Genomic DNA, 17,899 nt, shown 5'->3' with positions numbered 1-17,899 from the left:
CCGTGCGACAATACTGCACGGTGCAGTTCGGTTATGTTCAGCCGTTCACCACGATCTTACAACGTTGGAATTTTGTTAATGGCGCTCATGACGGTTTCCGAAGAGAGTCTGGTGCAGTTGTCCAACGTCCGCATCGACCGCGGCGGACGCACGATCCTGCGCGACGTTTCGCTGACCGTTCCGCGCGGCAGCATCACCGCCGTGCTCGGCCCGTCGGGCAGTGGCAAGTCCACCCTGCTGGCCGCGCTGACCGGTGAGCTGCGCCCGGCCGCCGGTGACATCACCCTGTTCGGCCAGCCCATCCCGACCGGCGCACGCGCGCTGTTGGAGATGCGCAAGAGCGTGGGCGTGCTGCTGCAGGGCAACGGCCTGCTGACCGATCTGACCGTGGCCGAGAACGTGGCGCTGCCGCTGCGCACCCACACCCGCCTGCCCAAGCCCGTGCTGCGCCGCCTGGTGCAGATGAAGCTGCACGCGGTCGGCCTGCTGGCCGCTGCCGACGCCTGGCCGCGTGAGCTGTCCGGCGGCATGGCGCGCCGCGTGGCCCTGGCCCGCGCGCTGGCCCTGGACCCGCCACTGATGATCTACGACGAGCCGCTGACCGGGCTGGATCCGATCGCCTCGGGCGTGATCATGAGCCTGATCCAGCGCCTCAACCACAGCCTGGGGCTGACCAGCATCATCGTCAGCCACCACGTGCACGAGACCCTGCCGATCTGCGACCAGGTGATCGCGATCGCCAACGGCGGCATCGTGTTCCAGGGCAGCCCCGCCGCGCTCGAATCCAGCCAGGACCCGCTGCTGCGGCAGTTCCTGCATGGCGAGCCGGACGGCCCGATCCCCTTCGATGCCGCACCGCGTGCGAGGGTTGCCTGATGCCGTTCGTAGACGCCACCCGCTCGCTCGGTCGCGCCGGCCTGTTCTCGCTGACGGTGCTGCGCGGCTCACTGCCGACCGCCGATTTCCTGGCCGAGCTGACCCGCGAGATCTACAAGATCGGCGCACGTTCGCTGCCGATCATCGCCGTGGGCGGTGCCTTCGTGGGCCTGGTGCTGACCCTGCAGGGCTACCGCACGCTGACCACCTTCGGTGCCGCGGATGCCTTGTCGACCCTGCTCGGCCTGTCGCTGTACCGCGAACTGGCGCCGGTGCTGACCGCGCTGCTGTTCATCGGCCGCGCCGGCAGTTCGATCGCCGCCGAACTGGGCCTGATGCGCGCCACCGACCAGATCAAGGCCCTGGAGCTGATGGCGATCGACCCGGTCGCCAAGGTCGTCGCACCGCGCTTCTGGGCGGCGGTGCTGACCGTGCCGCTGCTGACCGGCATCTTCTGTTCGCTGGCGATCAGTGCCAGCTACTTCGAGGCCGTGCACGTGCTCGGCCTGGACAATGGCGTGTTCTGGTCGGCGCTGAGCAACAGCGTGGACTTCTGGGATGACTTCGGCGTGGCGATGCTGAAGTCGGCGATCTTCGGCGGCACGGCTGCCCTGGTCGCGTCCTATGTCGGCTTCCATGCCGAGCCCACCATCGAAGGCACCTCGGTCGCCACCACGCGTGCGGTGGTCAACGCCTCGCTGCTGGTGCTGGTCTTCAACTTCGTGCTGTCCGCCATGATGTTCCAGTAGGTACCGACCGTTGGTCGGTACGGCCGTAGACCTGGCCAGTACCCCGCTTGAGTACGCAAAGACTTCCCGCCCGGACACCTGTCCAGGCACCTGACAAAGAACAGTGAGATATCCCATGGCCATCCGCGGTCCCAGACTCGAATTTTCCGTCGGCGCCTTCCTGCTGCTGGCGCTGGCCTCGCTGCTGGTGCTGGCCGTGGCCTCCACCAACCAACGGTGGGGTACCGGCGGCAGCGGCTACGAACTCAAGGCGCGCTTCACCCAGATCGGCCAGCTGCGCAAGCAGGCCCCGGTCAAGATCGGCGGCGTGACCATCGGCCAGGTCTCGGCCATCGAACTGGATCCCCAGAAGTTCGATTCGATCGTGACCCTCAAGCTCGACGGCAAGTTCAAGGACCTGCCGGCCGACACCTCGGCCGGCATCTTCACCAGCGGTTTGCTCGGTGAGAGCTATATCGGACTGCAGCCGGGCGGAGATCCGGACGTACTCAAGTCCGGCGACGAGATCGTCTTCACCCAGCCGGCGGTGGACCTGCTCCAGCTGGTCGGCAAGTACATGTTCAGCGGTCCGGCCAATACCGGTGGCGCTGACTCCCACGATGGCAACGGCGCGCCCGCGCCTGCAACGGAACCGCAACCATGAAAAAGACCCTGATCCCGGCCCTGCTGGCCTCGGCCCTGCTCGCCGCCACGCCTTCGCTCTCCTTCGCCCAGGCCGCCCCGGCAGCCGCTGCCGCCCAGCAGGGCCAGGCCGGCAAGGCCGTGATGGACGCCAGCACCCGCATCCTGACCTCGCTGCAGCAGCGCCGCACCGAGTTCCGGGCCAACCCGGCCGTGCTGCGTGACTTCATCAACAGCGAGCTCAACAAGACCTTCGACCGTGACTACGCGGCCCGCCTGGTGCTGGGCGTGCACGGCCGCGGCGCCGCCGATGCCGACGTCAAGCTGTTCGCCGATGCCATGGCCGACAACCTGATGCAGCGCTACGGTTCGGCCCTGCTCGAGATCCAGGGCAAGCCGACCTTCCGCCTGAAGAGCGAGTCGCCGCTGCCGGGCAACCGCGGCGTGCGCGTATCCACCGAGCTGATCCGGGCCGGCAACGAGCCGACCCCGGTCGACTACCTGATGCGCAACGTCAACGGCCACTGGAAGATCTTCGATGTGATGATCGAAGGCATCTCCTACGTGCAGACCTTCAAGACCCAGTTCGATGCCCCGCTGCGCCAGAAGTCGATCCAGCAGGTGGCCACCGAGCTGCGCAACGGCAGCATGCAGGCCGGGCAGGCCCCGCGTGGCAAGTAACAGCGCCACCGTGCAGCGCAACGGCACCTCGCTGGTCTTCAGCGGGCTGCTCGACCGCGCGGCGGTGACGGCCCTGTGGCCCTCGCTGACCGCGTTGGACGGCGTGCAGCAGTTGGATCTGGCGGCGGTGAGCCGGCTCGACAGCGCCGGTCTGGCGCTGCTGGCCGAGCTGGCCGCACGCCTGCGCGCAACCGGGACGACGCCGACGATCGTCGGCAGCCCGGACGGTTTCACCGACCTCCGTGCCGCCTACCGGCTGGCACCTTCCCTGGATTTCCATGCCCTTTCTGCGGCGAGCTGACATGAACGTCATACGCACCCTCCCCCTCCTTGTGCTGGCGCTGGCCCTGAGCGCCTGTGCCGGCAAGCCCGCACGCGACAGCGCACCGGTCAGCGTCGAGGTCGCCCCTGCGGCGGCACCGGCGGCCGATGTGGCCAGCACCGATGCGGTACCGGCCGAGGCCGTCGCCGACACGGCCGCCCAGGCACCGCAGGCCAGCGATCCGGCCGCCGCACCGGTCACCGGCGGCACCGCGCCGACCAATGCCGAAGACGACTTCGCCGCCCTGTACGGCGGCCCGGCCCCGACCGCGGACGGCACCGAGCCCACCGGCGCGCCGTACGATCCGTGGGAACCGTTCAACCGCAGGGTGCACAGCTTCAACAACGTGGTCGACCGCGCGGTCGCACGTCCGCTGGCGGTGGCCTATACCAACGTCGTCCCGCGCTTCGCACGGACCGGCGTGAGCAACTTCTTCAGCAACCTGCGCGCCCCGGTGACGATCACCAACCAGCTGCTGCAGGGCCGTCCGGATGACGCCTGGGACAGCCTGGGCCGCTTCCTGATGAACTCCACGCTGGGTATCGGCGGTCTGTTCGACCCGGCCAGCAAGGCCATGGTGCCGCGCCGCAAGGAAGACTTCGGCCAGACCCTGGGCACCTGGGGCTGGCGCCGTTCGCGTTACGTCGAACTGCCGTTCTTCGGCCCGCGTACCGTGCGCGATGTGTTCGGCCTGGCCGGCGACATGCCGCTCTCGCCGATCCGCACGATCGAAGAGGACAAGATCCGCATCGGCCTGCAGGGCCTGCAGCTGGTGGACATGCGTTCGCAGCTGCTGGCGGTGGACGACATGCGCGACAACGCGGTGGACGAGTACTCGCTGGTCCGCGATGCGTGGCTGCAGCGCCGCAACTACCAGATCGAGAACGACCTGCGCGGCAAGCATGCGCGCGGCAAGGACGATCCGGACGCGCCGATCCCGGTCGATGCGATGCCGATGCCGAACTGGGGTAATTGAAGACAAACAAAAGACCCCGCCTCGGCGGGGTTTTTTGTTGCCTGGCGTTGCATCCAACGCCAGACGGAGGCAGCTGCTGCTGGTTTACAGTTCCTTGTCCAGGCTGATCTGCACACCGTGGTCGCGGTCATCGCCACTGCCGACCAATCCGCGGTAGTCCACCCGCAGGCCCCAGGTGCGACCGAAGTCGAACATCACCCCGGCGCCCAGCATCCATCGGTTGCGGTCGAAGCCATCCAGCGAGGTCCGGTAGAACGGCACCCCGACCAGATCGGCGTACTGCATCGTGGCGGTGCCACTGCCGCTGAAGTCGTGCTGGTATTCCACCCGCAGCTGTGGCGTCCAGGCACCCCAGGCGGCGGTCTTGCGCGTCTCGATGCGCAGGCCGGCATTGCCGGTGCTGGTGTCCACGTCCTGGTCGCCGTAGCGCAGGGCGAACAGGTCGCTGCCCTGCTCGACGTAGCGGTCGAGCGTGCCGCGCGACGCATCCAGTCGCGCATACGGGGTGAACTGCCAGGTGCCACGCGCCAGATCGGCACCGACCGAGAGCGAACCGAACCACTGGCTGCCATCGCGACGGGCATGCACGAAGCTGCCGTCGCTGGTCACGTAGCGGCGCAGGTCGTAGTCCAGCAACTGGTGGCCCAGCAGCGCATCCACGAACAGATGCTGGCCGGGGCTGTAGCTGCCGTACAACGCCAGGGTGAAGGCCTGGCCGTCGCTGCGGCTGCCGTTCTCGCCCACATCGGTGCGGTCGCGTCCGTAGCCCAGGCCGACGCCGAGGGCGAGGTCTTCGCCCACCTGCAGGTCGCTGCCCAGGGTGACGCCGTCGGTGTTGAAGTCACCGCCGGCACTGCCACGTCCGTTGGTCCGGCCAGTGCGGATCGTACCGCCCACCCACAGGCCCAGCGGTGCCTGCGAGCCAGTGCCGGCCGCGGCCGGCGCATCCAGCCCCGGCTCCCGATCGAACGGCTGGCGACGCTGGGCATCGCAATCACTGCCGGGCAGGCTGCCCACCGCCGGATCGCAGCGCTGCGGCCCATAGGCCAGGCCCAGGTTGTTGCTGAAGCCGTTGCTGCGGCTGGCACCGTGCAGGCGTTGCATGCGCTGCTGGAAGTTCTCGATCTGCGAGGTGGCAAAGCGCCGCGCGGCATCGGCCTGCGCCGACAGCAACCCACGCACTTCCGGGTCGCGGGTCGGGTCCGGCCGCTGGGTGACCTGCACGGTGTAGTCGCGCGTGCCGGTGAAGCCCAGCACATCGGTGGCGGTCACGGTGAAGGCGAACGCACCCGCTGCGGTTGGGGTGCCGGTAAGCGCGCCGGATGCGGCCAGCGCCAGGCCACCGGGCAGCGCGCCGGTGGTCACCGCGTAGGTGTACGGGGCGGTGCCACCGCTTGTGGAGAGCTGTTGCTGGTAGGCGTTGGCGAACAACCCGGCCGGCAGGGTTGCCGGGGTCAGGGTCAGCACCGGCGCGGCCACGCTGAGCGTATAGGCCTGGGTCACGGTGGCCGGGGTGCCGGTCGTGCTGTCGGTGGCGGTCACGCTGAAGGCGACCGTTCCCACGGCCGTGGGCGTGCCCGACAGGCGACCGGTGGCGGCATCCAGCGCCAGCCCCGCCGGCAGGGTGCCGGTGGTGATGGCGAAGGCATACGGCGCCACGCCGCCGCCGGCGGCGAAGGGCACCTGGTAGGCGCTGCCCGCCGTGGTCGGGGTCAGGGTGCCGGCGGCGGGGGTCAGCGTCAGTGCCGGAGTAGCCACCTGCAGTGTGTAGTTCTGCACCACGCTGGCCGGCGTACCGGTCGTGCTGTCGGTGACAGTGAGGGTCAGCGCGAAGCTGCCCGACTGGGTCGGGATGCCGGACAGCACGCCGGTGCCGGCGTCGAAGGCCACGCCGCTGGGCAGCGCGCCGGTCAACACGTAGCTGTAAGGCGCCACGCCCCCGCTGCTGGTGACCGCCTGCTGGTAAGCGGTGCCGGCCGTGGCCGCCGGCAGGGTCGCCGGGGTCACGGTGAGGGTCGGGCTGGCCACGATCAGGGTGAAGCCCTGGGCGGTGGTGAACGGACCGTTGCCGGTGCTGCTGTCAGTCGCCGAAGCCTGCAGGTTGAAACTGCCGGCCTGGGTCGGAGTACCGCTGACGGTGACGCTGTCGACGGTGCTCGCGGTGATCGACAGACCGGCCGGCAGGTTGCTCACTTGGTAGCTGCTGTAAGGAGCGGCGCCACCGGACCAGGTAAAGGTCTGGCTGTAGGGCATGCCGGCCACCGCCGAGAACACGCTGGTGGCGCTGACGGTGATGGTCGGGGTGCCCACGCTGACCGTCACCGTGCCCGGCGCTGAAGTACCGGTACCGTTGCTGGCGGTATAGGTGAAGCTGTCGCTGCCGGCGAAACCTGCCGCCGGCTGATAGCTGATCGAGGTCGGTCCGGTCACCGTGGCGGTGCCGTGCAGCGGTGCGGTACCGATCGCCACCGAACTGGCCGCCCCGCCCGACAGCGCGAGCGTCACCGGTGTGGACGGCGCACCGTAGGCCACCGAGGTGCTGACGTTGCCGGCCACCGGCAGGCCGTCGGCCACGGTGATCGACATCGGGGTGCTGGTCGAATATGGCGCACCCACGCCGGTGCTGCTGTCGGTAGCGGTCACGGTGAAGTTGAACGTGCCCAATGCGGTCGGGGTGCCGCTGAAGACACCGCTGGCCGCCATGCTCAATCCCTGCGGCACGCTGCCGGCGGTGATCGTATAGACGTACGGCGCGGTACCGCCGCTGGCCGGGCCGACCGTGGCGGTATACGGCTGGGCGAGCGTCGCCCCCGGCAGTGGGCCACCCGGCAGCACCAGCGTGGGTGCGCCCACGGTGAGCACGTAGGCCTGCGTACCGGTGTAGGGTCCAGGTGCCGCACTGGTATCTGTGGCGGTAACACTGAAGGCGTACGAACCACCGGCGGTGGGCGTACCGGCCAGGAGGCCGCCCGCGCTGAGGGTCAGGCCCGGCGGCAGCGAGCCGGTGGTGACCGCATAGCTGTAGCTGCCACTGCCGCCGCTGGCGACGAGGGTCTGGCTGTAGGCAACGGCGATCGCCGGAGGCGGCAGAGCCGTCGGCGCGACGGTGACCGGCTGGTCATCGTTGACCACGGTGACGGTGCCCTGCGCATCGGCGAGGGTGGCGTTGGTGGGTCCGGTCAGAGTGACCGCGAAGGTCTCGTCGGCCTCCGGCGTGGTATCGCCGTTGACGGTGAGCGCGATGGTCTGGGTGGTCGTGCCGGGTGCGAAGGTCAGCGTCCCGCTGGCGCTGACATAGTCGGTGGGCGCGACGGCACTGGCATCGGCGGTGGCGTAGTTGACCGTGACCGTCTGCCCGCTGGCCGCCGACAACGTCACCGTCAACGTGGCGGCGACCGTGCCGGTGTTGCCCTCGGTCACCGAGGTGTCATTGATCGACAGCGATGGCAGCGCATCGTCATTGATGATCGTGCCCAGGCCCTGCGCGTCCGCGACGGTGGCACCGGTGACGTTGCTGACATCGACGAAGAAGGTTTCGTTGGGCTCGTTGAAGGTGTCGCCGTTGACCAGCACGCTGAAGGTCACGCTGCTGCTGCCCGCCGCAATGGTCTGCCCGGTCAGTGTCTGGGCGACATAGTCGCTGCCGGCGGTGGCGGTGCCGTTGGCGGTGGCGAGGTCGAAACTGACCCCGCCCGGGCCCGCCGGCGCGTTGAGCGACACGGTGAAGGTGAACGCCGTGGTGCCGCCGTCGCCTTCAGTGAGGCTGACATCATTGATGCTCAATGCCGGCTGGTCGTCATCCAGGATCGTGCCGGTCGCACTTGTCGGTGCGCCGACGCCATAGCCGGTGCCTGCAGCCAGCGTCAGCACCACGGTCTCATTGGCTTCCACGGTGCTGTCGGCCGTGGGCGTGACGGTGATCGTGCCGGTGGTGGCCCCGGCTGCGATCGACAGCGGCGAGGACACCGCCGCGTAGTCGGTGCCGCTGGTGGCGGTACCGCCCACGGTGTAGGCGATCGACAGCGGCACCAGGCTCGGTTGGTCCAGGGTGACGGTGTAGACCAGCGGGGTGCCGCTGTCTTCGTTGACCGTGGCCGGGGCCACCGTGATCGATGCAATGGGCACGTCGTCATTGAGGATCGTGCCGGTGGCGCTGGCCGGGGCGCCGACGGTGTAGCCGCTGCCGGCCGCGACGGTGAGGATCACCGTTTCGTCGGCTTCCACGGCAGCGTCGGCGGTCGGGCTGAGGGTGACTGTGGCGGTGGTGGCGCCCGAGGGAATGGACACCGTGGCGACGCCGCCGGTGTAATCCACGCCACTGGTCGCGGTGCCGCTGGTGGTCAGGTTGACCACGGTCGGCGAGGACAGGTTGAGGCTGCGGGTGACGGTGTAGACCAGGTTGGTCCCCCCGTCCTCGTTGACGCTGGCCGGCGTCACGGCGATGCTGACGCTGGGCGCCGCGCTCACCGTCAGGGTGAAGTTCTCCACTTCGAAATAGGTGCCGGTGCCGCTGCTGCTGTCGGTGACGCGGAGGGTGACCGGATAGGTGCCGGGGGCCGCCGTGGCGGTACCGCTGATCACGCCTGCATTGAGCGACAGGCCGGCGGGAAGGCTGCTGGCTTCCATCGCATAGATGTAGGGCGCAACACCGCCGATGGTGGTCAGCGTCTGCGAGAACGCCACGCCCTGGATGGCCGTGGCGGCGGTCGGTGACAGGCTCAGGCTGGGATTCTGCACCGTGCCGCTGTAGGTCTTGTCGGCGGTGGCTGAGGTGGCATCGGTGGCGCGTACGGTGAAGCTGTATGCACCGCGCTGGGTGGGCGTGCCACTCATCACACCGGCGTTGACGGTGATGCCAGGTGGCGGGGTACCGGCTTGCAGCGTGAAGGTATACGGCGCAGTGCCGCCGCTGGCGCTGAGCGTCTGCGATACCGCCGTACCGGCGGTCAGGGTGAGCGCGGCCGGTGCGACCACGATCGTGGAGTTGGCCGGGGTGATGGTCACCGTGACCCGGACGGTGTCGCCATCGGTGTCGGAGAATTCGAAGACATCACTGGTGGCGGTGTCGCCGTTGTGACCGTAGTCGACGAACCAGCTGCCGCCGGTGATGCGCAGGTTGGCGGTGCCGTGCTGCGGCTGCTGCGGGCCGTCCACAGCCCCATCACCGGCAAGGGCGATCGGATTGGCGCAGGCGGTGACGTTGATCGCCACCGTGCCGCCGTTGCCCACGGTTGCCGACTGGGCCGGACAGATCAACGAGGTATGCGCGGCCCAGGCGACGCTGGACCAGCACAGGGCGGCGCAGAACAGGACGAACACGGTCGAGAAAACACGCGCGGTACGCGCGTATCGGGTACGGAGTGCCATGATCTTTCCCCCTTGGAAAGAATCCACCTGGATGCAGAACAACATCGAGGTGCGCGTCCCGTGCCGGCTGCCCCGGGAGCATGGTGCCCCCGTCGTTCCCTGACGTCGCCAGCGGCAGGCATTCCACGCCTCCCCCCTTTGGCGCCATTGGAACAGAGTCCCCGTGGCGAAGAAAGGGCCCCAGCGGCGGGACTTGTGAACAGCCTGAATGGCGTTCAGAGTAGTTGCGCGCCAGTCCGGCGCCGCGCTCAGCATCCAAGGGGGATCAGATGAGCGAATTCTTCGTCGGCCAGATCATGATGGCCGGGTTCAATTTTGCACCCAAGTATTTCGCGCAGTGCAACGGGCAATTGCTGCCCATCAACCAGAACCAGGCCTTGTTTTCGCTGTTGGGCGTGCAGTACGGCGGCAATGGCGTCACCACCTTCGCCCTGCCGGACCTGCGCGGGCGCACACCCGTCGCGTATTCGCCCTCGGTCGATGGGGCATGGCAGCCGCCGGCCATGCAGATCGGTCAGCAGGCCGGGAACGAGAACGTGACCCTGCTGCCCACGCAGTTGCCTGCGCATGGCCACCAGGTCGTGGGCGTGGCCGCCGTCGGCGACAACCGCAACCCCACCGGGCGCACGTTCGCCGGCGGCGGCACGACCAAGCTGTATGCAGCCCAGGGCGGCGCGCTGGTGGCACAGGCACCGCAGTCGGTCGCCCCGGCAGGCAGCACCCAGCCCCATCCGAACATGCAGCCCTACACCACGCTCAACTTCTGCATCGCGCTGCAGGGAATCTTCCCCTCCCGCGCTTGATCACGGGGCCGGCCGTTGCCGGCCATGCGTTACTCACACGGAGCATGATCAGATGAGCGAACCTTTCGTCGGCGAAATCCGCATGTTCGGATTCAACCGCGTTCCCAGTGGATGGCTTGCCTGCAACGGTGCACTGGTATCGATCGCAGAGTACGAAGTGCTCTTCGTGCTGATCGGCACGACCTACGGCGGTGACGGCCAGAACACCTTCGCCGTGCCGGACCTGCGGGGCCGCCTGCCGCTGCACATGGGCCAGGGCCCGGGGCTCAGCAATCGCGCGCTTGGCGCGGTGTCCGGATCCGAATCGGTCACGCTGACCCTGCCACAGATGCCGGCCCACACCCATGCGCTGTCGCTCGCCAGCGCGGTGGCCACGCTGGAGGCGCCCGTCGCCACCGCATTGCCGGGCGCCGTCAGTGGCGAGACCTTCTATGTCACCGACACCAACGGGGCCACCGCACTGGCGATGGAGGCATTGGCCGTGACCAGCAGCGGTGGCAACCAGGCGCACGAGAACTGCATGCCCACCCTGACCGTGCAGTACTGCATCGCCTGGGCCGGCATCTTCCCGCAGCAGGCCTGATCCTTCCTTCGTTACGCGCAGAGAACCGACATGACCGAACCTTACATCGGACAGATCCAGCCGTTCGGCTTCAACTTCGCCCCGAACGGGTGGGCGTTCTGCAACGGCGCTACGCTGGCGATCCAGCAGAATACCGCCCTGTTTTCGCTGCTCGGCATCCAGTACGGCGGCAACGGCACCAGCACCTTCCAGCTGCCCAACTTCAGCGCCCGCGCTGCCGGAGGGACGGGCACCGGCAACGGCCTGACCCCCCGCATGATCGGCGACACGTTCGGCGTCTCCCAGGTGGCGTTGAGCACACTGGAGATGCCCGCCCATGCGCACACGCTGACCGCGTTCGCGCAGACCGACACCAGCAAGCGCAGCGGCGTACCGGTTGCCGGTGGTGGTCTTTCCCAGCCCGGGTCCAACGCCGTCAAGCCCTTCAGCAATGCAACGCCGGATACGCCGCTGTCCCCGTCCATGCTGCTGCCCAGCAGCGGTGGCAACCAGCCACACAACAACCAGCAGCCCTACCTGGCGGTGAACTTCTGCGTTGCCCTGCAGGGCGTTTTCCCTGCGTTCGACTGATGCTGCCCGGGACGCTGGCGCCGTTCCCTCCGGGCCGGCGCCCAGCGCTGGCCGGGGTCGCCGGCGGCACCGGCTGGCAATGGCGCGCGCTGCTCGACGATGACCTGCCCTGGCTGGTGCAGCTGTATGCGAGCACGCGCGAAGAGGAACTCCGGTCAGTACCCTGGCCGGAGGCTGCCAAGCGGCAGTTCCTGTCGCAGCAGTTCGTGGCCCAGCACCAGCACTACCTGGCCCGGCACCCGCGCGCGCATTACCTGGCTATCCTGCGCGAGGAACAGCCGGTGGGCCGCTTCTATGTCGATGAAGACGGTGAGGAAGATCTCATCGTGGACATCAGCCTGTCGCCTTCATCGCGCGGTACCGGTATCGGCACGGCGGTGATCGGTTGCCAACAACAGGCCTGTGCGGCGCGGGGTCGCGCGCTGCGGCTGCATGTCATGCAGCACAATCACGGTGCGTTGCGGTTGTACCAGCGTATGGGGTTTGTCGCCACCTCGGCGGCGGCGGGCGAGCTTTACCTGCCCATGCGCTGGGAGCCCACGCACCGTCCCCTCAGTTGAACACGGCCTGGTACAGGAAGCCGGCACGTTCCTGCGCAATCGGCACCAGGAAGATGCCGACCTCGCCCACCCGTGCGTGCCGCATCGGGTAGATCTGCTGCGGGAACACGATCGGCGCGCCATTGCGGAACAACAGCGAGAACGGCGCGCGCGCTGCGTCCGGACGACCCGCAAGCGGCCGCGCCTCGACCAGCACGAACTCCATCTGCATGCCATCGAACTCGGCAGCGAATGTCTCGTTCACGCAGCCGGCAAAGTGTTCAAGCGTCAACAATTCCATGTGACCTGTCCCCGATCAGTGCACCGCAGGCAGGGCGGCGTGGCTCATCCTCGCTGCATCGCGTGGCGCGCACAAGCGCCACGCGATGCACTGCGCCTGGATCAGGCCGCCAGCGCGGCGTCGATCGCGGCCACCAGGCGGGCATCGTCGGCCGGCACGTCCGGTGCGAAGCGCGCGATGACCTGGCCGTCGCGGCCGATCAGGAACTTCTCGAAGTTCCACAGCACGCCCGGGGCGGCGTTGACGACCAGCTCCGGGTACTTGGCCACGGCGCCCTGCAGCTTCTCGCGCATCGGGCCTTCGCCGGTGGCGGCCGGCTGGGCGGCGGTCAGCTGCTGGTACAGCGGATGGGTGTCTTCACCGGCCACGCTGATCTTGGCGAACATCGGGAAGCTGACGTTGTATTCCAGCTGGCAGAACTGCTGGATGTCCGCTTCGCTGCCCGGCTCCTGGGCCAGGAAGTTGTTGGCCGGGAACCCCAGCACTTCCAGGCCGGCGGCCTGCTTCTCGGCGTACAGCGCCTGCAGGCCTTCGTACTGCGGGGTCAGGCCGCACTTGGAGGCGACGTTGACCACCAGCAGCACCTTGCCGCGGTAGTCGGCCAGCGAGGTCGGCTGGCCTTCGATGGTGGTGACGGGGATGTCGTAGACGGTCTGGCTCACTGCAGATTCCTTGCGTTGCATCGGGGGAGGCACAGCATAGCCGTGCCGTGGGGAGATCAGTCGACGCAGATCGTGCCGAGCGCCACGCCGCCATCGATGCGCTGGCGGCAGCCGAAGTTCTGGCTGACATCGCGCTGGCAGACGCCACGCGCGGCCGTTCCCGGCGCGACATCGCTGGTGGCCAGGCACTGGCCACTGCAGTCGGCCTTGGCGCTGCAGACCTTGCCGGCATCGGCGTAGGGCACCACGCACTGCACGCGCTGCAGGCGGCCCAGCGGCTGCAGGCTGCCACCGGCGGCGGTGCATTCAGCGGCGCCCGGCGTGGCGGGTGTCGCCGCCGTGGTGTCGGCGGAGGGCGTGCTGCTGCACCCGGCCAGGGCGAGCAGGAGGGACAGCATCAGGGTCAGACGCATGGGCGGTTCCTTGAAAGGTGGAAGACGGCAGGGAAAGGACGTGCCACGCAGCATGCGCGATCGCATGCATGCGTCGCGTCGGGACTCAGTCCTGCGGGGTGCTGGCTTCGTCGCCGGGCATGTCCTCGTCCTCGCCGCTCATGTCGCCGAGCAGGTCCTGGGTCTGTTCACCGCCCAGCGTTTCCACGCTGCGCAGGCGGCGTTCGATGGTGCGCGTCTTGCGGCTGGCTTCGCCGAGACTGCGGCCGACCGTGGTGATCTGCTTCTCGGCTTTTTCCAGGATGCCGGCGAACTTGCCGAACTCACTCTTGACCGCGCCGAGCAGGCCCCACACTTCGCTGGAGCGCTGTTCGATGGCCAGCGTGCGGAAGCCCATCTGCAGGCTGTTGAGCAGCGCGGTGACGGTGGTCGGGCCCGCCACCACGACGCGGTGGTCGCGCTGCAGCAGGTCGATCAGGCCGGGGCGGCGGATCACTTCGGCGTACAGGCTTTCGGTGGGCAGGAACATCACCGCGAAATCGGTGGTGTGCGGCGGGGCGATGTACTTGTCGCAGATCGACTTGGCCTGGACGCGGATCGCGCGCTCCAGCTGGGCGCCCTGCAGGCGTACTCCCTCGACATCGCCCTGTTCCTGCGCATCGAGCAGGCGCTCGTAATCCTCGCGCGGGAACTTGGAATCGATCGGCAGCCACACCGGGGTGTCTTCATGGCCGCGGCCCGGCAGGCGCACCGCGATGTCGACGATCTCGTTGCTGTCCGGGCGCACTTTGACGCCGCGCGCGTACTGCTCCTGGGTGAGCGTCTGCTCGAGGATGTTGTCCAGCTGCACTTCGCCCCAGCTGCCGCGGTTCTTGACGTTGGTCAGCACGCGCTTGAGGTCGCCCACGCCGGTGGCCAGCTGCTGCATTTCACCGAGGCCACGCTGGACCTGCTCCAGCCGCTCGGAGACCAGCTGGAAGGAGGCGCCCAGGCGGGTTTCCAGCGTGGTCTGCAGCTTCTCGTCGACGGTCACGCGCATCTGGTCGAGCTTCTCGGCGTTGTCGCTCTGCAGGCTCTTGAGCTGCTGCTCGAGCGTGGCCCGCATCTCGCCGATCCGCTGTTCGTTGCGCTGGGTCATCTCCTGCAGGCGCAGGCCCAGCGATTCCGCCAGGCGCTGCTGCGACTGCCCGGTTTCCTCGCGGCCCAGGCGCGCATCGTCGGCCAGGGCCTGGCGCAGCGCGGCCATGTGGCTGTCGGTGCGCGTGGTCAGTTCCACCAGCTGCTGGCCGAACGCTTCGATGCGGGCCTGCTGCTGTTGCCCGAACGCTTCCAGCTGCGCGCGCACTTCCTGCATGCGCAGCGCCAGCAGATCGCCGGTGCGCTGCTGGCTGAGCGTGCTTTCCTCGCGGGCCTTGCGCGCGTCTTCGCCGAGCGCATCGCGCAGCAGGTCCAGGCGCTGGTCGGTGCGGGTGGACAGATCGGTCAGCGCGCGGGCGAAGCTCTCCAGCCGCGCGTCCTGCTGGCGGCCCAGCCCTTCGAGCTGCTCGCGCAGTTCGCTGCGGCCGACCCGCGCTTCCTCGCGCAGGGTCTGTTCGAGGTCGCCATGGCCGGAACGCCGCAACAGCGCGAGCAGCTGCAGCACGAGGACGGCACACACCAGGCCGCCGAGGATGAGGAATTCGGTTTGCATGCGGCAAGTGTAGGCCGCGCCGGTCTCATTGGCTGCGCCGACGTGCTGGCGGGTGCGGCTTACAGGTGGGTGAACACCTGGTCCTTGGGCAGCCGCGACTTTGGCAGGTCGGCATTGAAGTTGGCCTGGCTGCCATAGCCGAGCGCGACCAGTACCACGCTGGTCAACCCACGTTCGCCCAGACCCAGTTCGGCATCCAGCACCTCCGCGTCGAAGCCTTCCATCGGGGTGGCGTCGATGCCGTGGACGCCGGCAGCCAGCAGCAGCGTGCCGAGGGCGAGGTAGGTCTGCTTCTGCATCCAGTGCTGCACGTCGCCCAGCGTGTGGCGGTGCAGGTCCACGTAGTGGTGCAGCGCGCCGCGCTGGCCTTCGCGCGCTTCCGGCGTGGGATAACGGCCATCCGCGGTTTCCTGCTCGATCACCTGCGCCAGGTAGGCATCATCGATGCCGGTGCGGGTGGCGAACACGATCACGTGCGAGGCATCGGTGATCTTGGCCGTGTTGTAGGGCTGGTTGGGCTGGGTCGCGCGCGCGATGCGGGCGCGCGCCTCGTCACTGCCGGCAACCAGGAAATGCCAGGGCTGCGCGTTCACCGAGGACGGCGCGTGGTGCAGCACGTCGAGCAGGTCGTGCAGTACCGCCGGCGGCAGCGTGCGGGCGGAATCGTAAGCCTTGGCGGTGTGGCGGCGACGGGCCACTGGAGCGAGGGTCATGTGCGGGTAATCCATGGGGGCGGTGAGGGTCAGAACCCTTCGAGGACGAGCTTGCCGCGTGCGCGGTGGCTCTCGATCAGGGCGTGCGCCTGGCGCAGGTTGGCGGCGTTGATCCGGCCGTAGTGCTCGCCCAGCGTGGTGCGCAGGACGCCGGCATCGATCAGCGCTGCCACGCGTTCAAGCAGCTCGTGCTGGCGCTGGACGTCGGGGGTGTTGAAGCTGGAGCGGGTGAACATCGATTCCCAGTGCAGCGACAGGCTCTTGCGCTTGAGCGCCATCACATCGAGCTGGCCGGGGTCGTCGATCAGCGCCAGCTGGCCCTGCGGGGCGAGCACGCTGACGATCTGGTCGTAGTGCTGGTCGGTATGGGTCAGGCTGGCGACGTGGCTGACCTCGGCGATGCCCAGGCGCTGCAGGCCTTCGCTCAGTGGCTGGGTGTGGTCGATCACATGGTGCGCGCCCAGCGCGTAGACCCAGTCCTGGGTATCCGGGCGCGAGGCGGTGCCGATCACGGTCAGGCGGGTCAGCTGGCGGGCCAGCTGGACCAGGATCGAGCCGACGCCACCGGCCGCGCCGATCACCAGCAGGGTCTGGCCTTCACCGCCGTTCTCGGGGATGCGCAGGCGGTCGAACAGCAGCTCCCAGGCGGTGATCGCGGTCAGCGGCAGCGCGGCCGCGGCGGCGTCATCCAGGCTGGCCGGCTTGTGGCCGACGATGCGCTCGTCCACCAGCTGGTACTCGGCATTGCTGCCGGCGCGGCCGATCGCACCGGCATAGAAGACCGCGTCGCCGGGCTGGAACAGCGTCACCTCGTCGCCCACCGCATCCACGATGCCGACCGCGTCGAAGCCCAGCACGCGCGGCTCGGTCACCGCCACGCCGTTGCGGACCTTGGTATCGACCGGGTTCACCGAGATCGCGCGGACCTCGACCCGCAGGTCGCGCGGGCCGGGGGTGGGGATCGGCAGGCTGATGTCCACCAGCGCGGCGGGGTCGCTGATCGGCAGGCCATGCTGGGTATAGGCGACGGCTTTCATCGTGGGGAGATCCGTTGGGGAGGACCGACAGCGTGCGCTTCACGGCCCGGCGGAGAAAGGCGCAAAATCGGGCATCACTTTCACTGCAGGAATGAAAATGATCCGGTTCGACGACCTCGCCCTGTTCGTCCGCACCGCCGCGCTGGGCAGTTTCTCCAACGCCGCGCGCGAGGCCGACCTGCTCCCGGGCCAGGTGGCCGCGGCCGTCGCGCGACTGGAGCGCGAGCTGGACCTGCGGCTGTTCGTGCGCTCCACCCGCAGCCTGCGCCTGACCGCCGAGGGCGCGCTGTACCTGCCCTACGCGCAGGAGGTGCTGGCGGCGCTGCGCGAGGGCGAAGCCCGGGTGCGCGGCGAGGATGCCGAGCTGCGCGGCACGCTGCAGGTGGCCGCACCGTCGGACCTGGGCCGCAACCTGCTGCTGCCGTGGCTGACCGAGTTCCGCGCCGCCCACCCGAAGCTGCAGCTGCGCCTGCAGTTGTCCGACCAGGTCGCCGATGTGTTCCGCGATCCGGTCGACATCGCGTTCCGCCTGGGCCGCTTCGACAACGCCAGCTACGTCGCCCTGCCGCTGCTGCCCGGCAATCGCCGGGTGCTGGCCGCCTCGCCGGACTACCTGGCCCGGCACGGTACGCCGGACAGCCTGGAGGCCTTGAAGGACCACCACTGCCTGCTCTACCAGCTGGCCGGGCGCGCGTATGACCGCTGGAGTTTCGAGCTCGAGGGCCGGCGGACGGTGATCCCGGTGCGCGGCAACATGGTCTGCGACGATGCCGACGTGGTGCGCCGCTGGGCGGTGGCCGGGCAAGGCATCGTGTTCAAGTCGTGGCTGGATGTCTGCGCCGATGTCCAGGCCGGGCGCCTGCAGGTGCTGCTGGACGGCGCGGGCGACAGCCTGCCGTTGAACCTGGTGTGCCCGCACCGCAAGCAGTTCTCCCCGGCGATCCGGCAGCTGCATGCGATGTTCGCGCACCGCCTGCAGCCGCTGCTCGCCGGATTGCCCAGCAGCGCGCGCTGACG

At 68.7% G+C, this 17,899-nt stretch carries 18 protein-coding genes; 11 read left to right on the top strand and 7 right to left on the bottom strand.

What is annotated here, in order from left to right; all coding sequences use genetic code 11:
• Positions 1-87: 87 nt before the first annotated feature.
• From HDC96_RS14935 to HDC96_RS14910, 6 genes are all read left to right on the top strand, one after another.
• Entirely contained in the window at positions 88-876 is a 789-nt protein-coding gene (locus HDC96_RS14935; RefSeq protein WP_176991021.1) for an ATP-binding cassette domain-containing protein, read from the top strand.
• A complete protein-coding gene (locus HDC96_RS14930; protein WP_019183993.1) occupies positions 876-1,625 on the top strand; it encodes an MlaE family lipid ABC transporter permease subunit in 750 nt (249 codons plus the stop codon). Before HDC96_RS14935 ends, HDC96_RS14930 begins: the two co-directional genes overlap by 1 nt.
• Positions 1,626-1,740: 115 nt before the next feature.
• Complete coding sequence (mlaD, locus tag HDC96_RS14925) at positions 1,741-2,268, top strand: outer membrane lipid asymmetry maintenance protein MlaD (RefSeq protein ID WP_179460684.1); 528 nt, start codon at positions 1,741-1,743, stop codon at positions 2,266-2,268.
• Positions 2,265-2,927: an ABC transporter substrate-binding protein gene (locus HDC96_RS14920; RefSeq protein ID WP_179460683.1), complete on the top strand. Its 663-nt coding sequence runs from the start codon at positions 2,265-2,267 to the stop codon at positions 2,925-2,927. Before mlaD ends, HDC96_RS14920 begins: the two co-directional genes overlap by 4 nt.
• Complete coding sequence (locus HDC96_RS14915) at positions 2,917-3,228, top strand: STAS domain-containing protein (protein ID WP_179460682.1); 312 nt, start codon at positions 2,917-2,919, stop codon at positions 3,226-3,228. The genes HDC96_RS14920 and HDC96_RS14915 overlap by 11 nt, the downstream gene beginning before the upstream one ends.
• Position 3,229: 1 nt before the next feature.
• Entirely contained in the window at positions 3,230-4,225 is a 996-nt protein-coding gene (locus HDC96_RS14910) for a VacJ family lipoprotein (RefSeq protein WP_179460681.1), read from the top strand.
• An 84-nt stretch (positions 4,226-4,309) separates the two neighbouring features.
• Here HDC96_RS14910 and HDC96_RS14905 read toward each other — a convergent pair whose 3' ends face one another.
• Entirely contained in the window at positions 4,310-9,592 is a 5,283-nt protein-coding gene (locus tag HDC96_RS14905; RefSeq protein WP_179460680.1) for a putative Ig domain-containing protein, read from the bottom strand.
• A 269-nt stretch (positions 9,593-9,861) separates the two neighbouring features.
• Here HDC96_RS14905 and HDC96_RS14900 point away from each other — a divergent pair, with 269 nt between their 5' ends.
• The 4 genes from HDC96_RS14900 to HDC96_RS14885 are packed head-to-tail and all read left to right on the top strand — an operon-like array spanning position 9,862 to position 12,108.
• Entirely contained in the window at positions 9,862-10,395 is a 534-nt protein-coding gene (locus HDC96_RS14900; RefSeq protein WP_179460679.1) for a tail fiber protein, read from the top strand.
• Positions 10,396-10,447: 52 nt separating this feature from the next.
• Complete coding sequence (locus HDC96_RS14895; protein WP_179460678.1) at positions 10,448-10,978, top strand: tail fiber protein; 531 nt, start codon at positions 10,448-10,450, stop codon at positions 10,976-10,978.
• 30 nt (positions 10,979-11,008) lie between these two features.
• Positions 11,009-11,548, top strand: coding sequence for a tail fiber protein (locus tag HDC96_RS14890; RefSeq protein ID WP_179460677.1), 540 nt, complete (start codon positions 11,009-11,011; stop codon positions 11,546-11,548).
• The gene (locus HDC96_RS14885) at positions 11,548-12,108 is read left to right on the top strand and encodes an N-acetyltransferase (protein WP_179460676.1); all 561 of its coding nucleotides are present in this window, start codon (positions 11,548-11,550) and stop codon (positions 12,106-12,108) included. Before HDC96_RS14890 ends, HDC96_RS14885 begins: the two co-directional genes overlap by 1 nt.
• Here HDC96_RS14885 and HDC96_RS14880 read toward each other — a convergent pair.
• The 6 genes from HDC96_RS14880 to HDC96_RS14855 all read right to left on the bottom strand — a co-directional run bounded on the left by HDC96_RS14880 (position 12,101) and on the right by HDC96_RS14855 (position 16,882).
• Positions 12,101-12,388, bottom strand: coding sequence for a hypothetical protein (locus HDC96_RS14880; RefSeq protein WP_179460675.1), 288 nt, complete (start codon positions 12,386-12,388; stop codon positions 12,101-12,103). The two genes, HDC96_RS14885 and HDC96_RS14880, sit on opposite strands and share 8 nt — an antisense overlap.
• A 101-nt stretch (positions 12,389-12,489) precedes the next feature.
• Positions 12,490-13,050, bottom strand: coding sequence for a glutathione peroxidase (locus tag HDC96_RS14875; protein ID WP_343203019.1), 561 nt, complete (start codon positions 13,048-13,050; stop codon positions 12,490-12,492).
• Positions 13,051-13,106: 56 nt separating this feature from the next.
• Entirely contained in the window at positions 13,107-13,463 is a 357-nt protein-coding gene (locus HDC96_RS14870; protein WP_179460673.1) for a hypothetical protein, read from the bottom strand.
• A gap of 85 nt (positions 13,464-13,548) precedes the next feature.
• Entirely contained in the window at positions 13,549-15,132 is a 1,584-nt protein-coding gene (rmuC, locus tag HDC96_RS14865; protein ID WP_179460672.1) for a DNA recombination protein RmuC, read from the bottom strand.
• 59 nt (positions 15,133-15,191) lie between these two features.
• Complete coding sequence (gene nfsB, locus HDC96_RS14860) at positions 15,192-15,845, bottom strand: oxygen-insensitive NAD(P)H nitroreductase (protein WP_179460671.1); 654 nt, start codon at positions 15,843-15,845, stop codon at positions 15,192-15,194.
• 29 nt (positions 15,846-15,874) lie between these two features.
• The gene (locus tag HDC96_RS14855) at positions 15,875-16,882 is read right to left on the bottom strand and encodes a zinc-binding alcohol dehydrogenase family protein (RefSeq protein ID WP_179460670.1); all 1,008 of its coding nucleotides are present in this window, start codon (positions 16,880-16,882) and stop codon (positions 15,875-15,877) included.
• A gap of 91 nt (positions 16,883-16,973) precedes the next feature.
• Between HDC96_RS14855 and HDC96_RS14850 the strand changes: the two genes are divergently transcribed.
• Positions 16,974-17,897 (top strand): LysR family transcriptional regulator, encoded by a 924-nt coding sequence (locus HDC96_RS14850; protein WP_179460669.1) that lies wholly within the window; start codon positions 16,974-16,976, stop codon positions 17,895-17,897.
• Positions 17,898-17,899: the final 2 nt, after the last annotated feature.

The sequence above is a fragment of the Stenotrophomonas sp. JAI102 genome, from assembly GCF_013409105.1.
In the GTDB taxonomy this organism is placed as follows: domain Bacteria; phylum Pseudomonadota; class Gammaproteobacteria; order Xanthomonadales; family Xanthomonadaceae; genus Stenotrophomonas; species Stenotrophomonas maltophilia_AA.
The sequence above is the reverse complement of the archived record's forward strand: the minus strand, read 5'-3'. Positions and strand labels throughout refer to the sequence as shown.

Excerpts from the sequence above, each read along its gene's own strand:
- rmuC (WP_179460672.1), bottom strand. The coding sequence starts at position 15,132 with ATGCAAACCGAATTCCTCATCCTCGGCGGCCTGGTGTGTGCCGTCCTC.
- HDC96_RS14890 (WP_179460677.1), top strand. The coding sequence starts at position 11,009 with ATGACCGAACCTTACATCGGACAGATCCAGCCGTTCGGCTTCAACTTC.
- HDC96_RS14935 (WP_176991021.1), top strand. The coding sequence starts at position 88 with ATGACGGTTTCCGAAGAGAGTCTGGTGCAGTTGTCCAACGTCCGCATC.
- HDC96_RS14855 (WP_179460670.1), bottom strand. The coding sequence starts at position 16,882 with ATGAAAGCCGTCGCCTATACCCAGCATGGCCTGCCGATCAGCGACCCC.
- HDC96_RS14910 (WP_179460681.1), top strand. The coding sequence starts at position 3,230 with ATGAACGTCATACGCACCCTCCCCCTCCTTGTGCTGGCGCTGGCCCTG.
- HDC96_RS14885 (WP_179460676.1), top strand. The coding sequence starts at position 11,548 with ATGCTGCCCGGGACGCTGGCGCCGTTCCCTCCGGGCCGGCGCCCAGCG.
- HDC96_RS14850 (WP_179460669.1), top strand. The coding sequence starts at position 16,974 with ATGAAAATGATCCGGTTCGACGACCTCGCCCTGTTCGTCCGCACCGCC.
- nfsB (WP_179460671.1), bottom strand. The coding sequence starts at position 15,845 with ATGACCCTCGCTCCAGTGGCCCGTCGCCGCCACACCGCCAAGGCTTAC.
- HDC96_RS14905 (WP_179460680.1), bottom strand. The coding sequence starts at position 9,592 with ATGGCACTCCGTACCCGATACGCGCGTACCGCGCGTGTTTTCTCGACC.
- HDC96_RS14880 (WP_179460675.1), bottom strand. The coding sequence starts at position 12,388 with ATGGAATTGTTGACGCTTGAACACTTTGCCGGCTGCGTGAACGAGACA.
- HDC96_RS14870 (WP_179460673.1), bottom strand. The coding sequence starts at position 13,463 with ATGCGTCTGACCCTGATGCTGTCCCTCCTGCTCGCCCTGGCCGGGTGC.
- HDC96_RS14930 (WP_019183993.1), top strand. The coding sequence starts at position 876 with ATGCCGTTCGTAGACGCCACCCGCTCGCTCGGTCGCGCCGGCCTGTTC.
- HDC96_RS14920 (WP_179460683.1), top strand. The coding sequence starts at position 2,265 with ATGAAAAAGACCCTGATCCCGGCCCTGCTGGCCTCGGCCCTGCTCGCC.
- HDC96_RS14900 (WP_179460679.1), top strand. The coding sequence starts at position 9,862 with ATGAGCGAATTCTTCGTCGGCCAGATCATGATGGCCGGGTTCAATTTT.
- mlaD (WP_179460684.1), top strand. The coding sequence starts at position 1,741 with ATGGCCATCCGCGGTCCCAGACTCGAATTTTCCGTCGGCGCCTTCCTG.
- HDC96_RS14895 (WP_179460678.1), top strand. The coding sequence starts at position 10,448 with ATGAGCGAACCTTTCGTCGGCGAAATCCGCATGTTCGGATTCAACCGC.